Genomic DNA, 15,957 nt, shown 5'->3' on the forward strand with positions numbered 1-15,957 from the left:
AGGGGGAGAGCATGGCCGGGTCCGAGCTGACCAACGTGAAGTCGCCGAGGGTGAAGGCCGCACGCAGGCTCACCAAGCGCGCCTTCAGGGAGCAGGACCGCAGGTTCCTGGCCGAAGGGCCGCAGGCGGTGCGCGAGGCGCTCAAGCTCGACGGTGTGACGCTGGAGCTGTTCACCACCGCCGAGGCCGAGCTGCGGCACGCCGAGCTCATCACCCAGGCCACGCTGCAGGGGGTGCCCGTCCACCGGGCCAGCGGCGAGGTCATGTCGGAGCTGTCCCAGACGGTGACCCCGCAGGGGCTGCTGGCGGTGTGCCGGCTCGTGCACGTGCCGCTGGAGGAGGCGCTGGCCGGGGAGCCGAAGCTGGTCGCGATGCTGGCGCACGTACGCGACCCGGGCAACGCCGGCACCGTCATGCGGGCGGCCGACGCCGCCGGGGCGGACGCGGTGATCTTCACCGACGCCTCCGTCGACCCCTACAACGGCAAGTGCGTACGCGCCAGCGCGGGCAGCCTGTTTCATCTGCCGGTCGTCATCGGTGCACCGGTCGCCGCCGCCGTGCGTCAACTGAGGGAGCGGGGCATGCGCGTGCTGGCGGCCGACGGCGCGGGCAAGCACACGCTCGACGACGTGGATCTTTCCGGACCGACTGTGTGGATCTTCGGGAACGAGGCCTGGGGACTGCCGGAGGAGATACGCGCCGAGGCGGACGATGTGGTCAGAGTGCCCATCTACGGACAGGCTGAAAGTCTCAACCTGGCCACCGCCGCGGCGGTGTGCCTTTACTCCTCCGCCAGGGCTCAGCGAGTGCCCTAGGCGGCCGGAAACCCGCTATTGTCGGCGTTGTAGGCGGAGGAGGCGAGGTCGTGCACGGCGCAGAAACCGACGGGCGAGTCGTGGCCGCCGCGTGCACGATCTCCATCGACGACCTCCCCGACGGTCTTATCGTGACCGACCGATATGGGTGCGTGCTGGCCGTCAACCGGGCCGCCGCCCGGCTCACCCGGGTCGCCATGGAGCGCGCCGTGGGCCGGGAGATGAACGAGGTCTTCCCCTTCCGAGACCACGACGGGCGCGAGTGGTGGAAGGCGCTCGACCCCGAGGGCGGGCTGCGTACCAGGACCAGGGTGCCCGAGCGGCCGCTGCACCTGCCGGGCGGCCAGGAGCTCTACGTCGCGGCCCGGCTGGTGCGCGAGCCCGAGCGCGGCGGCGAGGTCGAGCGCGTCACGATCACCCTGCGCGACGGCGGCGCCCGCGCCCGGCTGGAGCGCAGCCGCGCCGACCTGGTCTCCACCGTGGCCCACGAGCTGCGCTCGCCGCTGACCAGCGTCAAGGGCTTCACCGCCACCCTGCTGGCCAAGTGGACGCGCTTCACCGACGAGCAGAAGCGCGTCATGCTGGAGACCGTCAACAACGACGCCGACCGCGTCACCCGGCTCATCACCGAGCTGCTCGACGTCTCGCGCATCGAGTCCGGGCGGCTGGAGGTGCGCCGCCAGGTCGTCGACGTGCCGGCCAGGGCGCGCCGGCTGGTCGCCGGCCGGGTCGCGGCGGGCGACTCGGAAGACCGCTACCGCCTGATCGTCGGCGACCGTTTGCCGGAGATGTGGCTCGACCAGGACAAGATCGACCAGATTCTGGGTAATCTGGTGGAGAACGCGGTGCGCCACGGGCGTGGCACCGTGACGATCGAGATCGAGTCCGTCGGATGGGGAGTGGCCGTGTCGGTGCGCGACGAGGGCGAGGGCATCGAGCCCGAGCTGGCTCCGCGCGTCTTCCGGCAGTTCTGGCGGGGCGGCAACAGCCGCCGGCGCGGCGGCACCGGGCTCGGCCTGTTCATCGTGAAGGGCCTGGTCGAGGCGCACGGCGGCACGATCACCGTGCAGCGTGCGCCCGAGGGCGGCGCGGAGTTCCGATTTACCGTGCCCACCGGCACACCCGACTTCGCCACGGTCTGAAGCCCCGAGCGGCTCGACACCCGTCGAAGTCGGTCCGGTGGGCGGGCCCCACTAGACTCATTTCCGCTCAAGCCCTGGATACGGAGCTCACTCTTGTCTGACTACGACCCCGTCGAGGTGACGCCGTTGCATGCCGACGAGCTGTCCCGCATGGAGGCCGACGCCCTCACGGCGATCAAGGCGGCCGACAGCCTCGACGCACTCAAGCAGGCCAGGCTGGCGCACGCGGGCGACCGCTCGCCCATCGCCCTGGCCAACCGCGAGATCGGCGCCCTGCCGCCGGCCGCCCGCGCCGAGGCCGGCAAGCGCGTCGGCGGCGCCCGCAGAGCGATCAACGAGGCGCTGGCCGCCCGCCAGGCCGAGCTGGAGGCCGAGCGCGACGCCCGGGTGCTCGTCGAGGAGACCGTCGACGTCACCCTGCCGTGGGACCGGCGGCCGCGCGGCGCCCGTCACCCGCTGACCACGCTGCAGGAGCGCGTCGCCGACGCGTTCGTCGCCATGGGCTACGAGGTCGCCGAGGGCCCCGAGCTCGAAGGCGAGTGGTTCAACTTCGACGCGCTCAACATCGCCACCGACCACCCCGCCCGCTCCGAGCACGACACGTTCTTCGTGGACTCCACCGAGTCGGGCATGGTGCTGCGCACCCAGACCTCGCCGGTGCAGATCCGCGCGCTGCTCCAGCGCGAGCTGCCGGTCTACGTCATCTCGCCGGGCAAGACGTTCCGCACCGACGAGCTCGACGCCACCCACACCCCGGTCTTCCACCAGACCGAGGGGCTGGCCGTCGACGAGGGCCTGACCATGGCCCACCTCAAGGGCACGCTCGACAGGTTCGCCGAGGTCATGTTCGGCGAGGGCATCACCACCCGGTTCCGGCCGAACTACTTCCCCTTCACCGAGCCGTCCGCCGAGATGGACCTGAAGTGCTTCGTCTGCCGCGGCGCCTCGGCGATCCCCGGCAACCCGCCGTGCCGCACCTGCAAGTCCGAGGGCTGGATCGAGTGGGGCGGCTGCGGCATGGTCAACCCGCGGGTGCTCATCGCCTGCGGCGTCGACCCCTCGCGCTACTCCGGGTTCGCGTTCGGCATGGGGATCGAGCGCACGCTGATGTTCCGCCACAACGCCGAAGACATGCGAGACATGATCGAGGGGGACGTGCGCTTCACGCTCCCGTTCGGAATGGAGATCTGATGAAGGTCCCGCTCTCCTGGCTGCGGGAGTACGTCGATCTCCCGGCGGCCACCGCGCACGAGGTGGCCGACAGGCTCACCATGGCCGGGCTCAAGCTTGAGGCCATCACCTCCTACGGCCACGACGTCAAGAACGTCGTCGTCGGCGAGGTGCTGGAGATCGAGGAGCTCACCGGCTTCAAGAAGCCGATCAGGCACTGCAAGGTCGAGGTGGGCGAGGCGACGCCGCGCGAGATCGTCTGCGGCGCCACGAACTTCGTCGCCGGCGACCGCGTCCCCGTCGTGCTGCCCGGCGGCGTGCTGCCGGGCGGCTTCGAGGTGGGCGCGCGCAAGACGTACGGGCGCATGTCCGAGGGCATGATCTGCTCCGAGCGCGAGCTGGGCCTCGGCGACGACCACAACGGCATCATGGTGCTGCCCGCCGGCACGCCCATCGGCACCGACGTGGTCGAGCTGCTCGGTCTGCGCGACGACGTGATCGAGCTGGAGATCACGCCCGACATCGGCTACGCGCTGTCCGTCCGCGGCGTGGCCCGCGAGGTGGCCACCGCGTTCGGCGTGGCCTTCCGCGACCCGGCCGACGTCGAGGTGCCCGCCGAGAGCGAGCCGTCCTGGCCGGCCTCCATCGGCGACCCGACGGCCTGCGACCGGTTCGTGCTGCGCGAGGTGCGCGGCTTCGACCCGACCGCCCAGAGCCCGCTGTGGATGCGGGTGCGGCTGAGCCGGTCCGGCATGCGCCCGGTGTCGCTGGCCGTCGACATCACCAACTACCTGATGCTGGAGCTGGGCCAGCCGCTGCACGCCTTCGACCGGTCGAAGCTGACCGGCGAGATCGTCGTCCGGCGGGCCCGGGAGGGCGAGCGGCTGGAGACGCTCGACCACGTCGTGCGCGAGCTCGACCCCGACGACATCCTCATCACCGACCAGTCGGGCCCGATCTCCATGGCGGGCACGATGGGCGGCCTGGAGACCGAGATCTCCGACGGCTCGACCGACATCGTCATCGAGGCCGCCCACTTCTCGGCCACCGGCATCTCGCGCGAGTCGCGCCGGCACGGGCTGGTCTCGGAGGCGTCCAAGCGGTTCGAGCGCGGCGTCGACCGCGAGCTGCCGCTGGTCGCCTCGTGGCGGGCGGTGCGCATGCTGGCCGAGCTGGGCGGCGCGACCGTGCAGCCCGGCGTGACGCACGCCGAGGTCGACGTCACGCCGGCGCGCATCGCGATCCCGGCCGGTCATCCGTCGGCCGTGGCGGGCGTCCCGTACTCCAAGGAGGTCGTCGTCGGCCGCCTGGAGCAGGTGGGCTGCCTCGTGACCGACGGCGACGACCCGGCCGTGCGCCAGGGCGGCGTCGACCCGACCGGCGTCGTGACCGGCGGCGAGCTGGCCGCCAGGCTGGCCGTCACCGGCCCCGACATGATCACGGTCACCCCGCCGTCGTGGCGGCCCGACCTCACCGACCCCAACGACCTGGCCGAAGAGGTCATCCGGCTCGAAGGCTACGACCGGCTGCCGTCGGTGCTGCCCAGCGCCCCGGCGGGCGCCGGGCTGACCGAGGGGCAGCGGCTGCGCCGGCGGGTCGGCCGGGCGCTGGCCGAGGGCGGCTACGTCGAGGTGCTGAGCTACCCGTTCATCGGGGCCGACGACTTCGACCGGCTGCAGCTGCCCGCCGACGACGCGCGACGCCGGGCCATGCGCCTGGCCAACCCGCTGTCGGAGGACGAGCCGCTGATGCGCACGACGCTGCTGCCCGGCCTGCTCAAGACGCTGGTCCGCAACGTCGGGCGCGGCTTCGGCGACGTGGCGCTGTTCGAGACGGGCGCGGTCTACCGGCCCCGGGAGAACGCCCCCGCCGCCGCTCCGGTGCTCGGCGTCTCGCGCCATCCCACCGAGGAGGAGCTGGCCTCGATCGAGGCGGCGCTGCCCGACCAGCCGCTGCGGGTCGCGGTCGTGCTGGCCGGGGAGTTCGAGCGGTCCGGCTGGTGGGGCTCCGGCAGGCAGGCCTCGTGGGCCGACGCCGTGCAGGCCGCCCGGCTGATCGCCGCCGAGTCGCGGGTCGAGCTGTCCATCAGCGCCGACCAGCACGAGCCGTGGCACCCGGGCCGGTGCGCCGCCCTCTACGTGGGCGACACGCTGGTGGGGCACGCCGGTGAGCTGCACCCACGGGTGATCGAGGCGTACGGGTTGCCGCCGCGCACCGCGGCCATGGAGCTGGAGCTGTCGCGGCTGGAGTCGGCCATGCCGGGGCCGGTGCAGGCGCCGCCGGTGTCCCCGTACCCGGTGGCGACGCAGGACGTGGCGCTGATCGTGCCCGACTTCACGCCGGTGGCCGACGTGGAGGCGGCGTTGCGCGACGGGGCCGGCGAGCTGCTGGAGTCGGTGCGGCTGTTCGACGTCTACGCGGGTGAGCAGGTGGGCGAGGGGAACAAGTCGCTCGCCTACACGATGCGGTTCCGGGCGTCGGGCCGTACGTTGACGGTCGAGGAGACGACGGCGGCCAGGGACGCGGCGGTGGCGATGGCGGCCGACCGCGTGGGAGCCCAGCTCCGCAGCGCCTGAGCCGATCAGAGGGGGCCGGTACGGATCGCCGTACCGGCCCCCTTTGTCATGTGGTGTAGAGCGTCGTGAGGTCGATGTCGATGTCGAACGGGACGGTCAGCTTGAGCCGGTCGTGGTGGACGCCGGTGTTGGCATAGCTGTTGGTGGCAGGGTCGATCTCGTAGACGTAGACCACCGGCAGGCCCGAGGCTTCTTCGATGCGCCAGAAGTGGGGGATGCCTGCCTCGGCGTAGAGAGTGGGCTTGCGCTTCCTGTCGCGGACCACCGAATCAGGAGCGACGACTTCGACAGCGAGAAGGACGTCTTTGGCCTCGAAGTAGGTGACGTCTTGCTGAATGACGGCGTTGGGGCCCAGGACGATGAGATCCGGTTCAGGCCGTTGTTCGGGCCCCAGTTTCACGCTCATCTCCTGGCGAAGTCGGTAGCCTTCGGGGGCCGCCTCTCGCAGGTGGAGATGCAGCTGGAAGATCACTGTGTGATGGAAGTCGCGCTGGGGGCTCACGAAGACCAAGCTTCCATCAATCAACTCTGTGTGCGCAGGCAGATCCGGAATGTGATCGAGGTCTTCGGCGACGTAGCCCTGCGGCGGGGGGAAGGCCCAGTCGGGGAGTGAAGAAGAGGACTCCATCTTGAGGATCACCGCTTCGGCAGTCATGGTCCAACGCTAACCAATGTATTCCGTGCACGCTCGGTGAACGAACGTACACGCGTGCAACTCGCGGGAGAATGTGGGGCATGAGGGAGCTGTTGGTGTTCGGCGAGCGTGGGGATGCCGAGGAGGTCGCCGAGACGCTGGGGGAGTGGTTCCCGGGGCTCGGGGTGCCGCGGGTGGTACGGGAGACGCTCGCCGGTGAGGACGATGCCGAGGACGCCCAGTGGCTCGTCGTCGTGGAGGGGCTCGACGAGCAGGCCCTCGGCCAGGTGGATGAGCTGGTGGAGCGGTACGACGGCTGGCGGGAGCGGGAGTAGGGTCCCGCTCCCGCCGGTGGGGCGGAGCGGTCGGCCGGTCAGGCCGGGGTGGGGTGGTCGGATGACTGCTCGACGCGGCGGGCGCGTTCGGCGAGCGCGTGTTCGTCGGTTCTGGCGTCGTAGCGGCGGAATCCGGGCAGGGCTGCGGCCAGGCCCAGGACAGCGCCCACGCACAGCAGGCCGCCCGCGCCGAGAGAGAACCGGGTGCCGCCGAAGTTGGCCATCAGGCTCGCGCGGGCGTTGCCCAGCATCGGGCCGCTGGCGTACGACAGCAGCTCGATGCCCGCCAGCCGCCCGCGCAGCTCCTGGGGGATGGTCTGGTTCCACATCGTCGTACGGAAGATGCCGCTGATCATGTCGGCCGCGCCGGCCAGCGCGATGCACAGGAAGACCAGCCACACGCTCGGGGCCAGCGCGGTCAGCGTCATCGCCACGCCCCACAGCGCCGCCGCGACGATCACGCCGAGGCCCTGCCGCTGGACGCGGGCCGTCCAGCGGCCGGTCACCGAGGCGGCCAGGGCCCCCACGGCGGCGGCGGAGTACAGCAGGCCGAGCGACTCGGGCGAGCCCAGCTCGTCGGCCAGGAACGGGAACAGCGCGTTGGACATGGCGAACACCATGGCCGCGATGTCCACCAGGTACGTGCCCATGAGGTCGCCGCGGCCGGTGGCGTACCGCACGCCCTCGACCAGAGATCTGAGCGAGGCGGGCGCGGCGTCCTCGACGGGCGGCAGGGACCTGATGCGCCACAGCAGCGCCAGGGAGAGCACGAAGGTCGCCGTGTCGATGGCGTAGGCGACGTGCGTGCCGAGGTGCACCAGCAGCAGGCCGCCCAGCGCCGGGGCGACGATCGCGCCGACGTTCCAGCGCAGGCTGTTCAGCACCGCCGCCGCGGCCTGCTGGTCGTGCCGGACCACCTGCTGCATCACCGCCTCCAGGCTCGGACGCTGGAGGCAGGCGATGCCGGTGGACAGGGCGCCCATCACGTACAAGACCCAGACCTGCGGGTGGGGGAGCATCGCGTTGACCACGAGGGCGGCGGTGGTGACCAGCAGGCCCAGCTCGCTCAGCACGATGATCCGGCGGCGGTCGAGCGCGTCGGCGATCGCGCCGCCCCACAGCCCGCACACCACCATCGGCACGAACTCCGCCAGGCTCATCATCCCGACCGCGACGTAGGAACCGGTCAGCTCCTTCATCTGGTACGGCAGCGCCACCATGGTGATCATCGTGCCGAACATGGTGACGACGCCCGCGCCGAACAGCAGGCGGTAGTCGCGGGAGTCGCGCAGCGGGCCCAGGTCGGGGGAGAGATGACGGAGCAGGCGCATGAGTGGTGCGGGCACGAAGTCTGATTGTCCGACCACGTCCGCGACGAGGGCAAATCATTTAGGCACGGCGAAGGCCCCCGGGGGAACCGGGGGCCTTGGCGGGAGGGGTGTCAGGCGGCGGGCACCTTGTCGAGGAAGCCGAGGACCCTGCGGATCCGGCCGTCCTCGGCCAGCTCGACCACGTCGAAGCCGACGGCCAGGGGCTCCTCGCCGGCCGGGCCCAGGTGCCAGGTGAAGCGGACGATGTGGTGGTGGGCGTCGAACACCTCGCCCGGCGTGAACACCAGGCCGGGGAACATGCCCTGCGCGCCCTCGATCACGGCGGCGATCCCGGCGTGCCCGGCCACGTCGGCCATCGGGTCGGTGTAGGTCGCGTCCTCGGTCCACAGCTCGGCGACGGCCTTGGCGCGGGCGTCGGCGTCGGTCTCGTTCCAGGCGGCGATGTAGCGCTCGACGAGTTCGGCGGTCATGATGATCTCGCTTTCTTCCAGAAGTTCTTCCAACGGTTCTCCGGAGACGGTTCTCCGGAAACGGTTCTCAGGAGAGGTGTCAGCGGCGGGCCTTGCGCAGGCCGGTGATCTGCAGCTCCGCGAACAGCGCCACGACCAGGGCCTGGGCGATGGCCCAGACGGCGCCGAGCGTGCTGAAGTCGAGCGCGCCGGTTACGACGGCGGCCACGCTGCCCAGGGTCCAGGCGATGTTCAGGCCGATGACGGCCTTGACGGCGGCCGGGTTGATCGTGGGGCGGGAGGCCAGCAGGCCGACGGCGGCGCCGTACACGAGCAGGAAGATCCCGATCTCGCGCAGCAGGCCCGCGCCCGGGCCGAGCAGGTCGCTCGCGGGGCCGGCCAGGGCCAGGTAGACCAGCCCGTTGACGCCGGTGACGACGGCGTCCGCAACAAGAGCGAGGCGCAGGAACCTGGTCCGGTCGGCGGTGACGGTGAGGGCGGTCATCTTGGCTCCTTCAAGTGCTGGTTGCGACACTTGAACGATGTCAGCCGGGGCGTAGGGGCCGCGATTACGCGCCAGGTAATGAAGTCCGCGAACCGGCCGCCGACCTGCGGGTTCTCCGGAGAAAAAGAACGGGGCGCCCCCTTGCGGAGGCGCCCCGGAGGGGTTTCAGGAGGGTGCGGGTCCCGGAAGCCGGGGTCGGGAGTGTGGCGTCCGGGAGTGGGCGGGGGCCGTGAGTGCGGAGCCCGGGAGCGGGTCGCGTCCCGGAAGCGGGGTCCGGGAGTGGCGTTCCGGTTGTGCGGGGTCTGCCGAGGGGTCAGGAGCCGAGGACCTCGCGGCGCAGGTGGGTCTTGAGGATCTTGCCGCCGGGGTTGCGGGGCAGCTCGCCCTCGCGGAACCACACGTGCGCCGGGATCTTGAACTTGGCGATCCGGTCCGCCAGGAACGAGCGCAGCTCCTCGGCCGTGACCGATCGGCCCGCCGCCGGCCGGACCACGGCGCCGACCTCCTCGCCCAGCTCGTCGTGCGGGACGCCGATCACCGCCACGTCGTCCACCGCCGGGTGCTCGAACAGGGCGGCCTCGACCTCGGCGCAGTAGACGTTCTCGCCGCCCCTGATCACCATGTCCTTGGCGCGGTCCACGATGTAGACGAAGCCCTCCTCGTCGATCCTGGCCAGGTCGCCGGTGTGCAGCCAGCCGTCCACGAACGTCTGCGCCGTGGCCTCGGGCTGGTTCCAGTAGCCCATGATCACGTTCGGGCCGCGGACGCACAGCTCGCCCACCTCGCCCGCGGGCAGCTCGGCGCCCATGGGGTCCACCACGCGCACGTCCACGACGGCCGAGGGCATGCCGATGCTGTCGGGCCTGGCGTGGTACTCGGCGCCGCCGTTGCCGATGGCCAGGGCGGTCGTCTCGGTCATGCCGTAGCCGTTGGAGGGGGCGCGGTCGGGCAGGTTCGTGGTGATGCGCTCCAGCAGCTTGGGCGGGGCGGGGGCGCCGCCGTAGCCGAGGGTGGTCAGCGACGACAGGTCGTACTTGCCGAAGTCGGGGTGCGACATGAGCTGCCAGGCGTTGGTCGGCACGCCGATCATCGTGGTGACGCGTTCCCGCTCGATCAGCCGCAGCGCCTGCTCGGGGTCCCACTTGTACATGAGCACCACGCCGCCGCCGGTGAACATCGAGGTGATCATGGCGGAGAAGCAGCCGGTGACGTGGAACAGCGGCACGGTCAGCAGCGTCACCCGGCGCACGCTCGCCGCCGCGCCCGCGTCCTTGCCGGCCATGGTGACCGAGCGGACGAGGCCGTAGGCCACGGTCATGGGGGACTGGCCGAGGTTGCGGTGGCTGCCCAGCGCGCCCTTGGGCCGGCCGGTGGTGCCGGAGGTGTAGAAGATCGTCGCCGGGTCCTCGGGGGACAGCTCGACGTCGGGCAGCCGCACGTCGGCGGTGACCTCGCCCAGCACGTCGCCGAACGACCGCGCACCCTCGGGCGCCTCGCCCCTGGTCACGATCATCGGCACGCCCGTGGAGGCCAGCCTGACCGCCCGCTCGCCGTCGGCGATCAGCACCTTGGCCCCCGAGTCGCGCACGCCGTAGGCCAGCTCGGCCTCCGTCCACCAGGCGTTCAGCGGTACGGCGATGGCTCCGGCGGCCAGCGCCGCAGAGAACGAGACGACCCATTCCGGGTAGTTGCGCATGGCGATGGCGACGCGGTCGCCCTTGGTGACGCCGTACTCCTCGACCAGGCGGCGGGCGAGGGTGGCGGCGCGGCGGAAGTGCTCCTCGAAGGTGATGTGCTCGTCCTCGTAGGCCAGGAAGACCTGCTCGCCGTGGAACCTGCTGGTCTCCAGCAAGGCACGGAAGTGTGCCGGCGCGTGCTTCCACGTGCGTACCCCGGTGTCGCCGATCTCCTCGGTCTCGAAAAGCTGGCCGGGGCCGGTGAGCTGGGCTTGGACCTGGGCGTGCGAAAGGGACATGCGCAGAACTCCCGCATCAGACGATTCTTCTGGACTTTCACAGTACCGACCGGTAGGTACGTCGCGCTAGAGCAGCCAAAACCCTGGCGACAGGTGTCCGTGAAAGTTTCATATAGAAGCCGATATTTTTCGCTTGCCAACTGCTCTTTTGGCGGCGGCGCGCGATCGGCATTGACCGTCCCCTTGCATGTCAATACCGTCTGCGATGCGATCCGCTGGGGATCGAAAGATTTCGGAATCGAGTGCCTGCCTCCGGAGGTAGATGCCCGTGCTCTCGTCCCTGTCCGTCAGAGTCCTCGCGCTGCTGGGGATTCTCGCAGCATTCCTCCTCCCCGCCACCGCGGCCGACGCCTCGGCGCCCCTGCGCACGCACGCGTCCGCCAAGGGCAAGTTCATCGGCACGGCGCTCGCCACCACCCCGCTGTCCGGCGAGACCTCCTACCGCACCATCGCGGCGACCGAGTTCAGCCAGGTCACCCCGGAGAACGCGATGAAGTGGGACGCCACCGAGCCCAGCCAGGGCCAGTTCAACTACTCAGGCGCCGACGCGATCGTCGCCTTCGCCGCCCAGAACGACCAGCAGGTGCACGGCCACACCCTCGTGTGGCACAACCAGACGCCGGGCTGGGTGCAGGGGCTGAGCGCGACCGCGATGCGCGCGGCCATGCAGAACCACATCGCCAACGTCGTCGGCCACTTCGCCGACAACCCGGCCGTCGTCTCCTGGGACGTGGTCAACGAGGTCTTCGAGGACAACGGCAACCTGCGCACGTCGTTCTGGTACAACACGCTGGGCTCGGGCTACATCGCCGACGCCTTCCGCGCCGCGCGCGCCGCCGACCCCGACGCCAAGCTGTGCATCAACGACTACAACACCGAGGGCATCAACGCCAAGAGCACGGCGATCTACAACCTGGTCTCCTCGCTGCGCCAGCAGGGCGTGCCGATCGACTGCGTCGGCTTCCAGTCCCACCTGGCCATCCAGTACGGCTTCCCCGGCGACTTCCAGCAGAACCTGCAGCGCTTCGCCGCCCTCGGCGTCCAGGTCCGGATCACCGAGCTGGACGTGCGCATGCAGACCCCCAGGGACGCCGGCAAGGACGCCACCCAGGCCACCTACTACCGCAACGTCGTCAACGCCTGCCTCGCGGTGACCGCCTGCCAGGGCGTCACGATCTGGGGCTTCACCGACAAGTACTCCTGGGTGCCCGACACCTTCCCCGGCCAGGGCGCCGCGCTGATCTACAACGAGAGCTACCAGCAGAAGCCGTCGTACACCGCCGTGCACGACGCCCTGGCCGGCGGCGCCGGCACCGACACCACCCCGCCCAGCACGCCGGGCGCCCCCACGGCGGCCAACGTCACCGCGAGCTCGGCCACCCTCAGCTGGGCCGCCTCCACCGACACCGGCGGCAGCGGCCTGGCCGGCTACGACGTCTACCGCGAGCAGGGCAGCACCGACACCCGGCTCGGCCAGTCCACCGGCAACAGCATCAACCTGACCGGCCTGACCGCGGACACCCAGTACCAGGTCTACGTGCGGGCGCGCGACGGCGCGGGCAACCTGTCCGGCGAGTCCCCGTCGGTCACCTTCACCACCCTCACCGGGGGCGGCGGAGGCGGCTGCACCGCCGCGGGCACCGTGCAGACCCAGTGGAGCGGCGGGTACGTCATCCAGCCCGTGACCGTCACCAACACCCGCACGTCCCAGATCAACGGCTGGACGGTCACCTTCACCCTGCCCGCCGGGCACACCCTGACCGGCTCCTGGAACGCCGCCGTCACCGTCAGCGGGCAGAGCGTCACCGCCAGGAACGCCGGGTACAACGGCACGCTCGCGCCCGGCGCGAGCACCAGTTTCGGGTTCCAGGTCAGCAGGCCGGGCGGCGACACCGCGACGCCGTCCGCCTACACCTGCGCCTGACCGCGCGACCTCCCCGGGCGGACATGGCCACCGCCCGGGGACCCGCGGGCCGGCGCGGCGGGGGCGCGGGAGGGTGCCCGAACGGGGCCCTTGGTGGGGCCTGCGCGCGGTGGTACACAGTGCACATGGCAGAGATCATCCTGTTGCACTCCGCACAGGGCCTGCGACCGGGGGTAATAGGGGCCGCGGAGGCGCTTCGCGCGGGCGGGCACGTCGTGCGCACGCCCGACTACTACGACGGCGAGGTCTTCGACGACCTCGAATCCGGACTGCGCAAACGGGACGCGATCGGCTTCGACGAGCTCGCGCGCCGCTGGCGGGAGATCGCCGCGCAGGTGCGCGGGCCGGTCGTGTTCGCCGGGTTCTCGCTGGGCGGGTTCGGGGCCCAGCTCCTGGCCGCCACGCACCCGCTGGCCCGGGGGCTGCTGCTCTACCACGGCTGCGCGGCCGTGGCCGAGGTGAGCGCGCAGGGGTGGCCGGTCTCGGTGCCGGTGCAGCTCCACTACGCGGAGGGCGACCCGTGGGTGGACGCCGGTGACGTCCGCAGCCTGCGGACGGAGCTCGGGCCGTTATTCGAGTGCTTCATTTATCCGGGAAATGTGCACTTGTTCGCCGATCCCGATCTTCCCGGATACTCCGAAGAGTCGGCGGCGCTTATGTGGAAACGATCCCGCGACTTTATTGCGCGGATATAAGACGATTTCGCGGATATTTCGTACTTGGGTCTATCAAAAGGGGCGATCTTTACTTTATGATCTCATCGGCCCATCAAGATCGACGGAAGGATCGCTCATGACGATCGAGATCAAGAAGGTCGAAGAAGTCGAGACCACCGGAAACAGCAACAGCTGCTGACCTCTTCGGGCCTCCCGCGACGCGGCCCGACCCCGCGGGAGGCCCTCACTCGCCCGGGAGCCGCCTTCATGCCCAGGATTCAGGTGAATCCGGTCTTCCCCCTGTTCATCGACGACGCCCGCGGGCGCGTACGGCTCGGCGACTTCCCCCCGACCGGCCAGATCCTCGACCCGGCGCCGCCACCCCTGCGCCGCCTGCTGCGCCTGTGCGCCGAGACCCCCGTCGAGCAGTCCGACCTGTACGACCTCCTCGACGACCTCACCCCCGCCGAGATCGACTCGGCCGTCGAACAGCTGCGCGCGGCCCGCTTCCTGGTCACCGACGCCGAGCTGGTCACGCTCGCCGCCGACGCCAGACTGTCCAGGTTCGCGCTGTTCATGGCCATGTTCCAGCCGGCCGACCGGGCCGTGGCCGTGCTCGGTGACCTCGCCGGCCGGCACGTGGCGGTGCTCGGCGCCGGCGCGATCGGCGGCCAGGTCGCCCTGCACCTCGCCACCTCCGGCGTCGGCCGCCTGACCCTGCTCGACGACGACCGCGTCGAGATCGGCAACCTGCACCGCCAGCACCTCTACACCGTCCGCGACCTCGGCGAGCCCAAGACGGCCGCGGCCGCCCGCCGGCTGCGCGAGCACTGCCCGGACGTCCGCGTCACGCGCGTCGAGCGGCGCATCACCGGACCCGCCGACGTCGTCACCGACGCCGACCTCGTGGTCAACACCGTCGACACCCCGCAGCCGCACATCCGCCGCTGGGTCAACCAGGCCTGCGTGCGGGCCGGCACGCCGTTCGTCACCGGCGGCTTCAATCAGCACGTCGGCCTGCTCGGCCCGCTGGTCGTGCCCGGCAAGACCGGCTGCCTGGCCTGCCAGGAGGCCGCCCTGGCCGCGCGGTACGGCTCCACCGTCCTGCCGGCCAACGACAACCCAGGACGGGCCATCCCGTCGTTCGGGCCGTTGTGCGGGATCGTGTCGGGCATGCTCGCGTCCGAGGTGATCCGCTTCCTGACCGGCACCGGGGACCCCGCCGTCGAGGGCCGCAGCCTCTGGCTCGACCTGCTCACGCTGACCACCACGGCCTACGACTTCGACCGCCGCGACGGCTGCGAGGTGTGCGGGTGAAGGCCGAGCCGCTGACGGACCTGTCGTTCCTCAGCGTGGTGGCCGACGGCCCGGACGACTACGTCATCGGCAACGGCGAGACGTTCGTCAACGTGCCCGGCGTGGCGGCGGCCGTGGTCGAGGCGCTCGACGGCACCAGGACGGCCGCCGAGGCCCGCGCCCTGGTGCTGGCCGAAAGCGGTCTGGACGTGGACGTCGCCGAGTTCGTGACCGGGCTCGGCGCGGCCGGGCTGCTCGACCGGCCCCGGCGTCCGCCCAACCTGTGGGACCGGATCAGGCCCGGCCACGTGGCCTGGCTGTTCTCCCGCCCGGCGCACGCCGTGCTGGCCGCGCTGACCGTGTGCGCCCTGGCCGCGGCGGTCGCCAGGCCCGGCGTGCTGCCGTCGTTCTCCTCGCTGGTCTGGTCGGACAGCCTCACCTTCACCGTCGCCTTCGCCGCGGGCTCCTGGCTGCTGGTGCTGGTCCACGAGCTCGGCCACATCGCCGCGGCCCGGTCGCTCGGCGTGCGGGCCGAGCTGTCGCTCGGCACCCGCCTGCAGTTCCTCGTCGTGCAGACCAGGATCACCGGCATCTGGGGCGTGCCCAGGCGCGCCCGCTACCGCGCCCACCTGGCGGGCATGCGGGTGGACTGGTTCCTCGCCTGCGCCGGGACCTGCGTCCTGTACGCCGCCGACCTGCCCGTGGTGCGGCTGGTGGTGGTCATCTGCCTGTCGCAGATCGCCTGGCAGTTCCTGTTCTTCATGCGCACCGACGTCTACTACGCCATCGCCAACGCCGGCGGCAACAAGAACCTCATGGCCGACGCGCAGGCGTACCTGCGGGCGCGGCGCACCCGTACGGCGCCGCGCGGCGTCCGGGTGTACGCCTGGTTCCTCGTGGCAGGGCGGGTGCTCGGGCTGGCCTTCTTCGCGCTCTACACGGTCCCGGTGACGGTCGCCGTGTGCCGCCGGGCCGTCGAGGAGCTGCCGGGCTGGCAGCCGGTGGCCGCCCTGGCCGTGGTCGGCGCCGGCTGGGCGCTCTACCTGGCCGTCCTGGGCCGCCGCCTGCTCGCCTCCACCCGCAGTATGGCTCGCCCGTCCTCCTGAGACGGCTGACGTAGGGCGCGGTCCCGGCCGCCCCCTCCGCGGC

14 protein-coding genes are annotated in these 15,957 nt (G+C 71.3%); 9 read left to right on the forward strand and 5 right to left on the reverse strand.

Going from position 1 to position 15,957, the window contains the following annotated elements:
* The first annotated feature begins 11 nt into the window (after window positions 1–11).
* The 4 genes from ACFYUV_RS05500 to ACFYUV_RS05515 all read left to right on the forward strand — a co-directional run bounded on the left by ACFYUV_RS05500 (window position 12) and on the right by ACFYUV_RS05515 (window position 5,703).
* Entirely contained in the window at window positions 12–815 is an 804-nt protein-coding gene (locus ACFYUV_RS05500; protein ID WP_357986153.1) for an RNA methyltransferase, read from the forward strand.
* A gap of 50 nt (window positions 816–865) precedes the next feature.
* Entirely contained in the window at window positions 866–1,957 is a 1,092-nt protein-coding gene (locus ACFYUV_RS05505; protein ID WP_352364892.1) for an ATP-binding protein, read from the forward strand.
* 150 nt (window positions 1,958–2,107) lie between these two features.
* Window positions 2,108–3,148: a phenylalanine--tRNA ligase subunit alpha gene (gene pheS / locus ACFYUV_RS05510; RefSeq protein ID WP_352364980.1), complete on the forward strand. Its 1,041-nt coding sequence runs from the start codon at window positions 2,108–2,110 to the stop codon at window positions 3,146–3,148.
* Complete coding sequence (locus ACFYUV_RS05515) at window positions 3,148–5,703, forward strand: phenylalanine--tRNA ligase subunit beta (RefSeq protein ID WP_387665154.1); 2,556 nt, start codon at window positions 3,148–3,150, stop codon at window positions 5,701–5,703. Before pheS ends, ACFYUV_RS05515 begins: the two co-directional genes overlap by 1 nt.
* 46 nt (window positions 5,704–5,749) lie before the next feature.
* Here the strand turns inward: ACFYUV_RS05515 and ACFYUV_RS05520 are convergent, their stop codons facing one another.
* On the reverse strand, window positions 5,750–6,358 hold the full coding sequence (locus tag ACFYUV_RS05520; RefSeq protein WP_387665156.1) for a Uma2 family endonuclease: 609 nt from the start codon (window positions 6,356–6,358) through the stop codon (window positions 5,750–5,752).
* Window positions 6,359–6,438: 80 nt separating this feature from the next.
* On the opposite strand from ACFYUV_RS05520, the gene ACFYUV_RS05525 reads away from it, so the two are divergent.
* Window positions 6,439–6,672 (forward strand): hypothetical protein, encoded by a 234-nt coding sequence (locus ACFYUV_RS05525; RefSeq protein ID WP_358285799.1) that lies wholly within the window; start codon window positions 6,439–6,441, stop codon window positions 6,670–6,672.
* 38 nt (window positions 6,673–6,710) lie between these two features.
* Here ACFYUV_RS05525 and ACFYUV_RS05530 read toward each other — a convergent pair whose 3' ends face one another.
* From ACFYUV_RS05530 to ACFYUV_RS05545, 4 genes are all read right to left on the reverse strand, one after another.
* Complete coding sequence (locus ACFYUV_RS05530) at window positions 6,711–8,018, reverse strand: MFS transporter (protein ID WP_387665159.1); 1,308 nt, start codon at window positions 8,016–8,018, stop codon at window positions 6,711–6,713.
* Between the two features lie 95 nt (window positions 8,019–8,113).
* Entirely contained in the window at window positions 8,114–8,473 is a 360-nt protein-coding gene (locus ACFYUV_RS05535; protein ID WP_387665162.1) for a nuclear transport factor 2 family protein, read from the reverse strand.
* Between the two features lie 79 nt (window positions 8,474–8,552).
* A complete protein-coding gene (locus tag ACFYUV_RS05540) occupies window positions 8,553–8,957 on the reverse strand; it encodes a hypothetical protein (protein ID WP_387665165.1) in 405 nt (134 codons plus the stop codon).
* Window positions 8,958–9,270: 313 nt separating this feature from the next.
* On the reverse strand, window positions 9,271–10,932 hold the full coding sequence (locus ACFYUV_RS05545; protein ID WP_387665167.1) for a class I adenylate-forming enzyme family protein: 1,662 nt from the start codon (window positions 10,930–10,932) through the stop codon (window positions 9,271–9,273).
* Window positions 10,933–11,194: 262 nt separating this feature from the next.
* On the opposite strand from ACFYUV_RS05545, the gene ACFYUV_RS05550 reads away from it, so the two are divergent.
* The 4 genes from ACFYUV_RS05550 (at window position 11,195) to ACFYUV_RS05565 (ending at window position 15,914) form a co-directional block, all read left to right on the forward strand.
* Entirely contained in the window at window positions 11,195–12,856 is a 1,662-nt protein-coding gene (locus ACFYUV_RS05550; protein WP_387665170.1) for an endo-1,4-beta-xylanase, read from the forward strand.
* 125 nt (window positions 12,857–12,981) lie between these two features.
* Window positions 12,982–13,551 (forward strand): dienelactone hydrolase family protein, encoded by a 570-nt coding sequence (locus ACFYUV_RS05555; RefSeq protein ID WP_387665173.1) that lies wholly within the window; start codon window positions 12,982–12,984, stop codon window positions 13,549–13,551.
* A 228-nt stretch (window positions 13,552–13,779) separates the two neighbouring features.
* Window positions 13,780–14,829: a TOMM precursor leader peptide-binding protein gene (locus tag ACFYUV_RS05560; protein ID WP_387665176.1), complete on the forward strand. Its 1,050-nt coding sequence runs from the start codon at window positions 13,780–13,782 to the stop codon at window positions 14,827–14,829.
* Complete coding sequence (locus ACFYUV_RS05565) at window positions 14,826–15,914, forward strand: hypothetical protein (protein ID WP_387665179.1); 1,089 nt, start codon at window positions 14,826–14,828, stop codon at window positions 15,912–15,914. The genes ACFYUV_RS05560 and ACFYUV_RS05565 overlap by 4 nt, the downstream gene beginning before the upstream one ends.
* Window positions 15,915–15,957 lie beyond the last annotated feature (43 nt).

It is taken from the genome of Nonomuraea sp. NPDC003560 (assembly GCF_042878785.1).
Taxonomy (GTDB): Bacteria; Actinomycetota; Actinomycetes; order Streptosporangiales; family Streptosporangiaceae; genus Nonomuraea.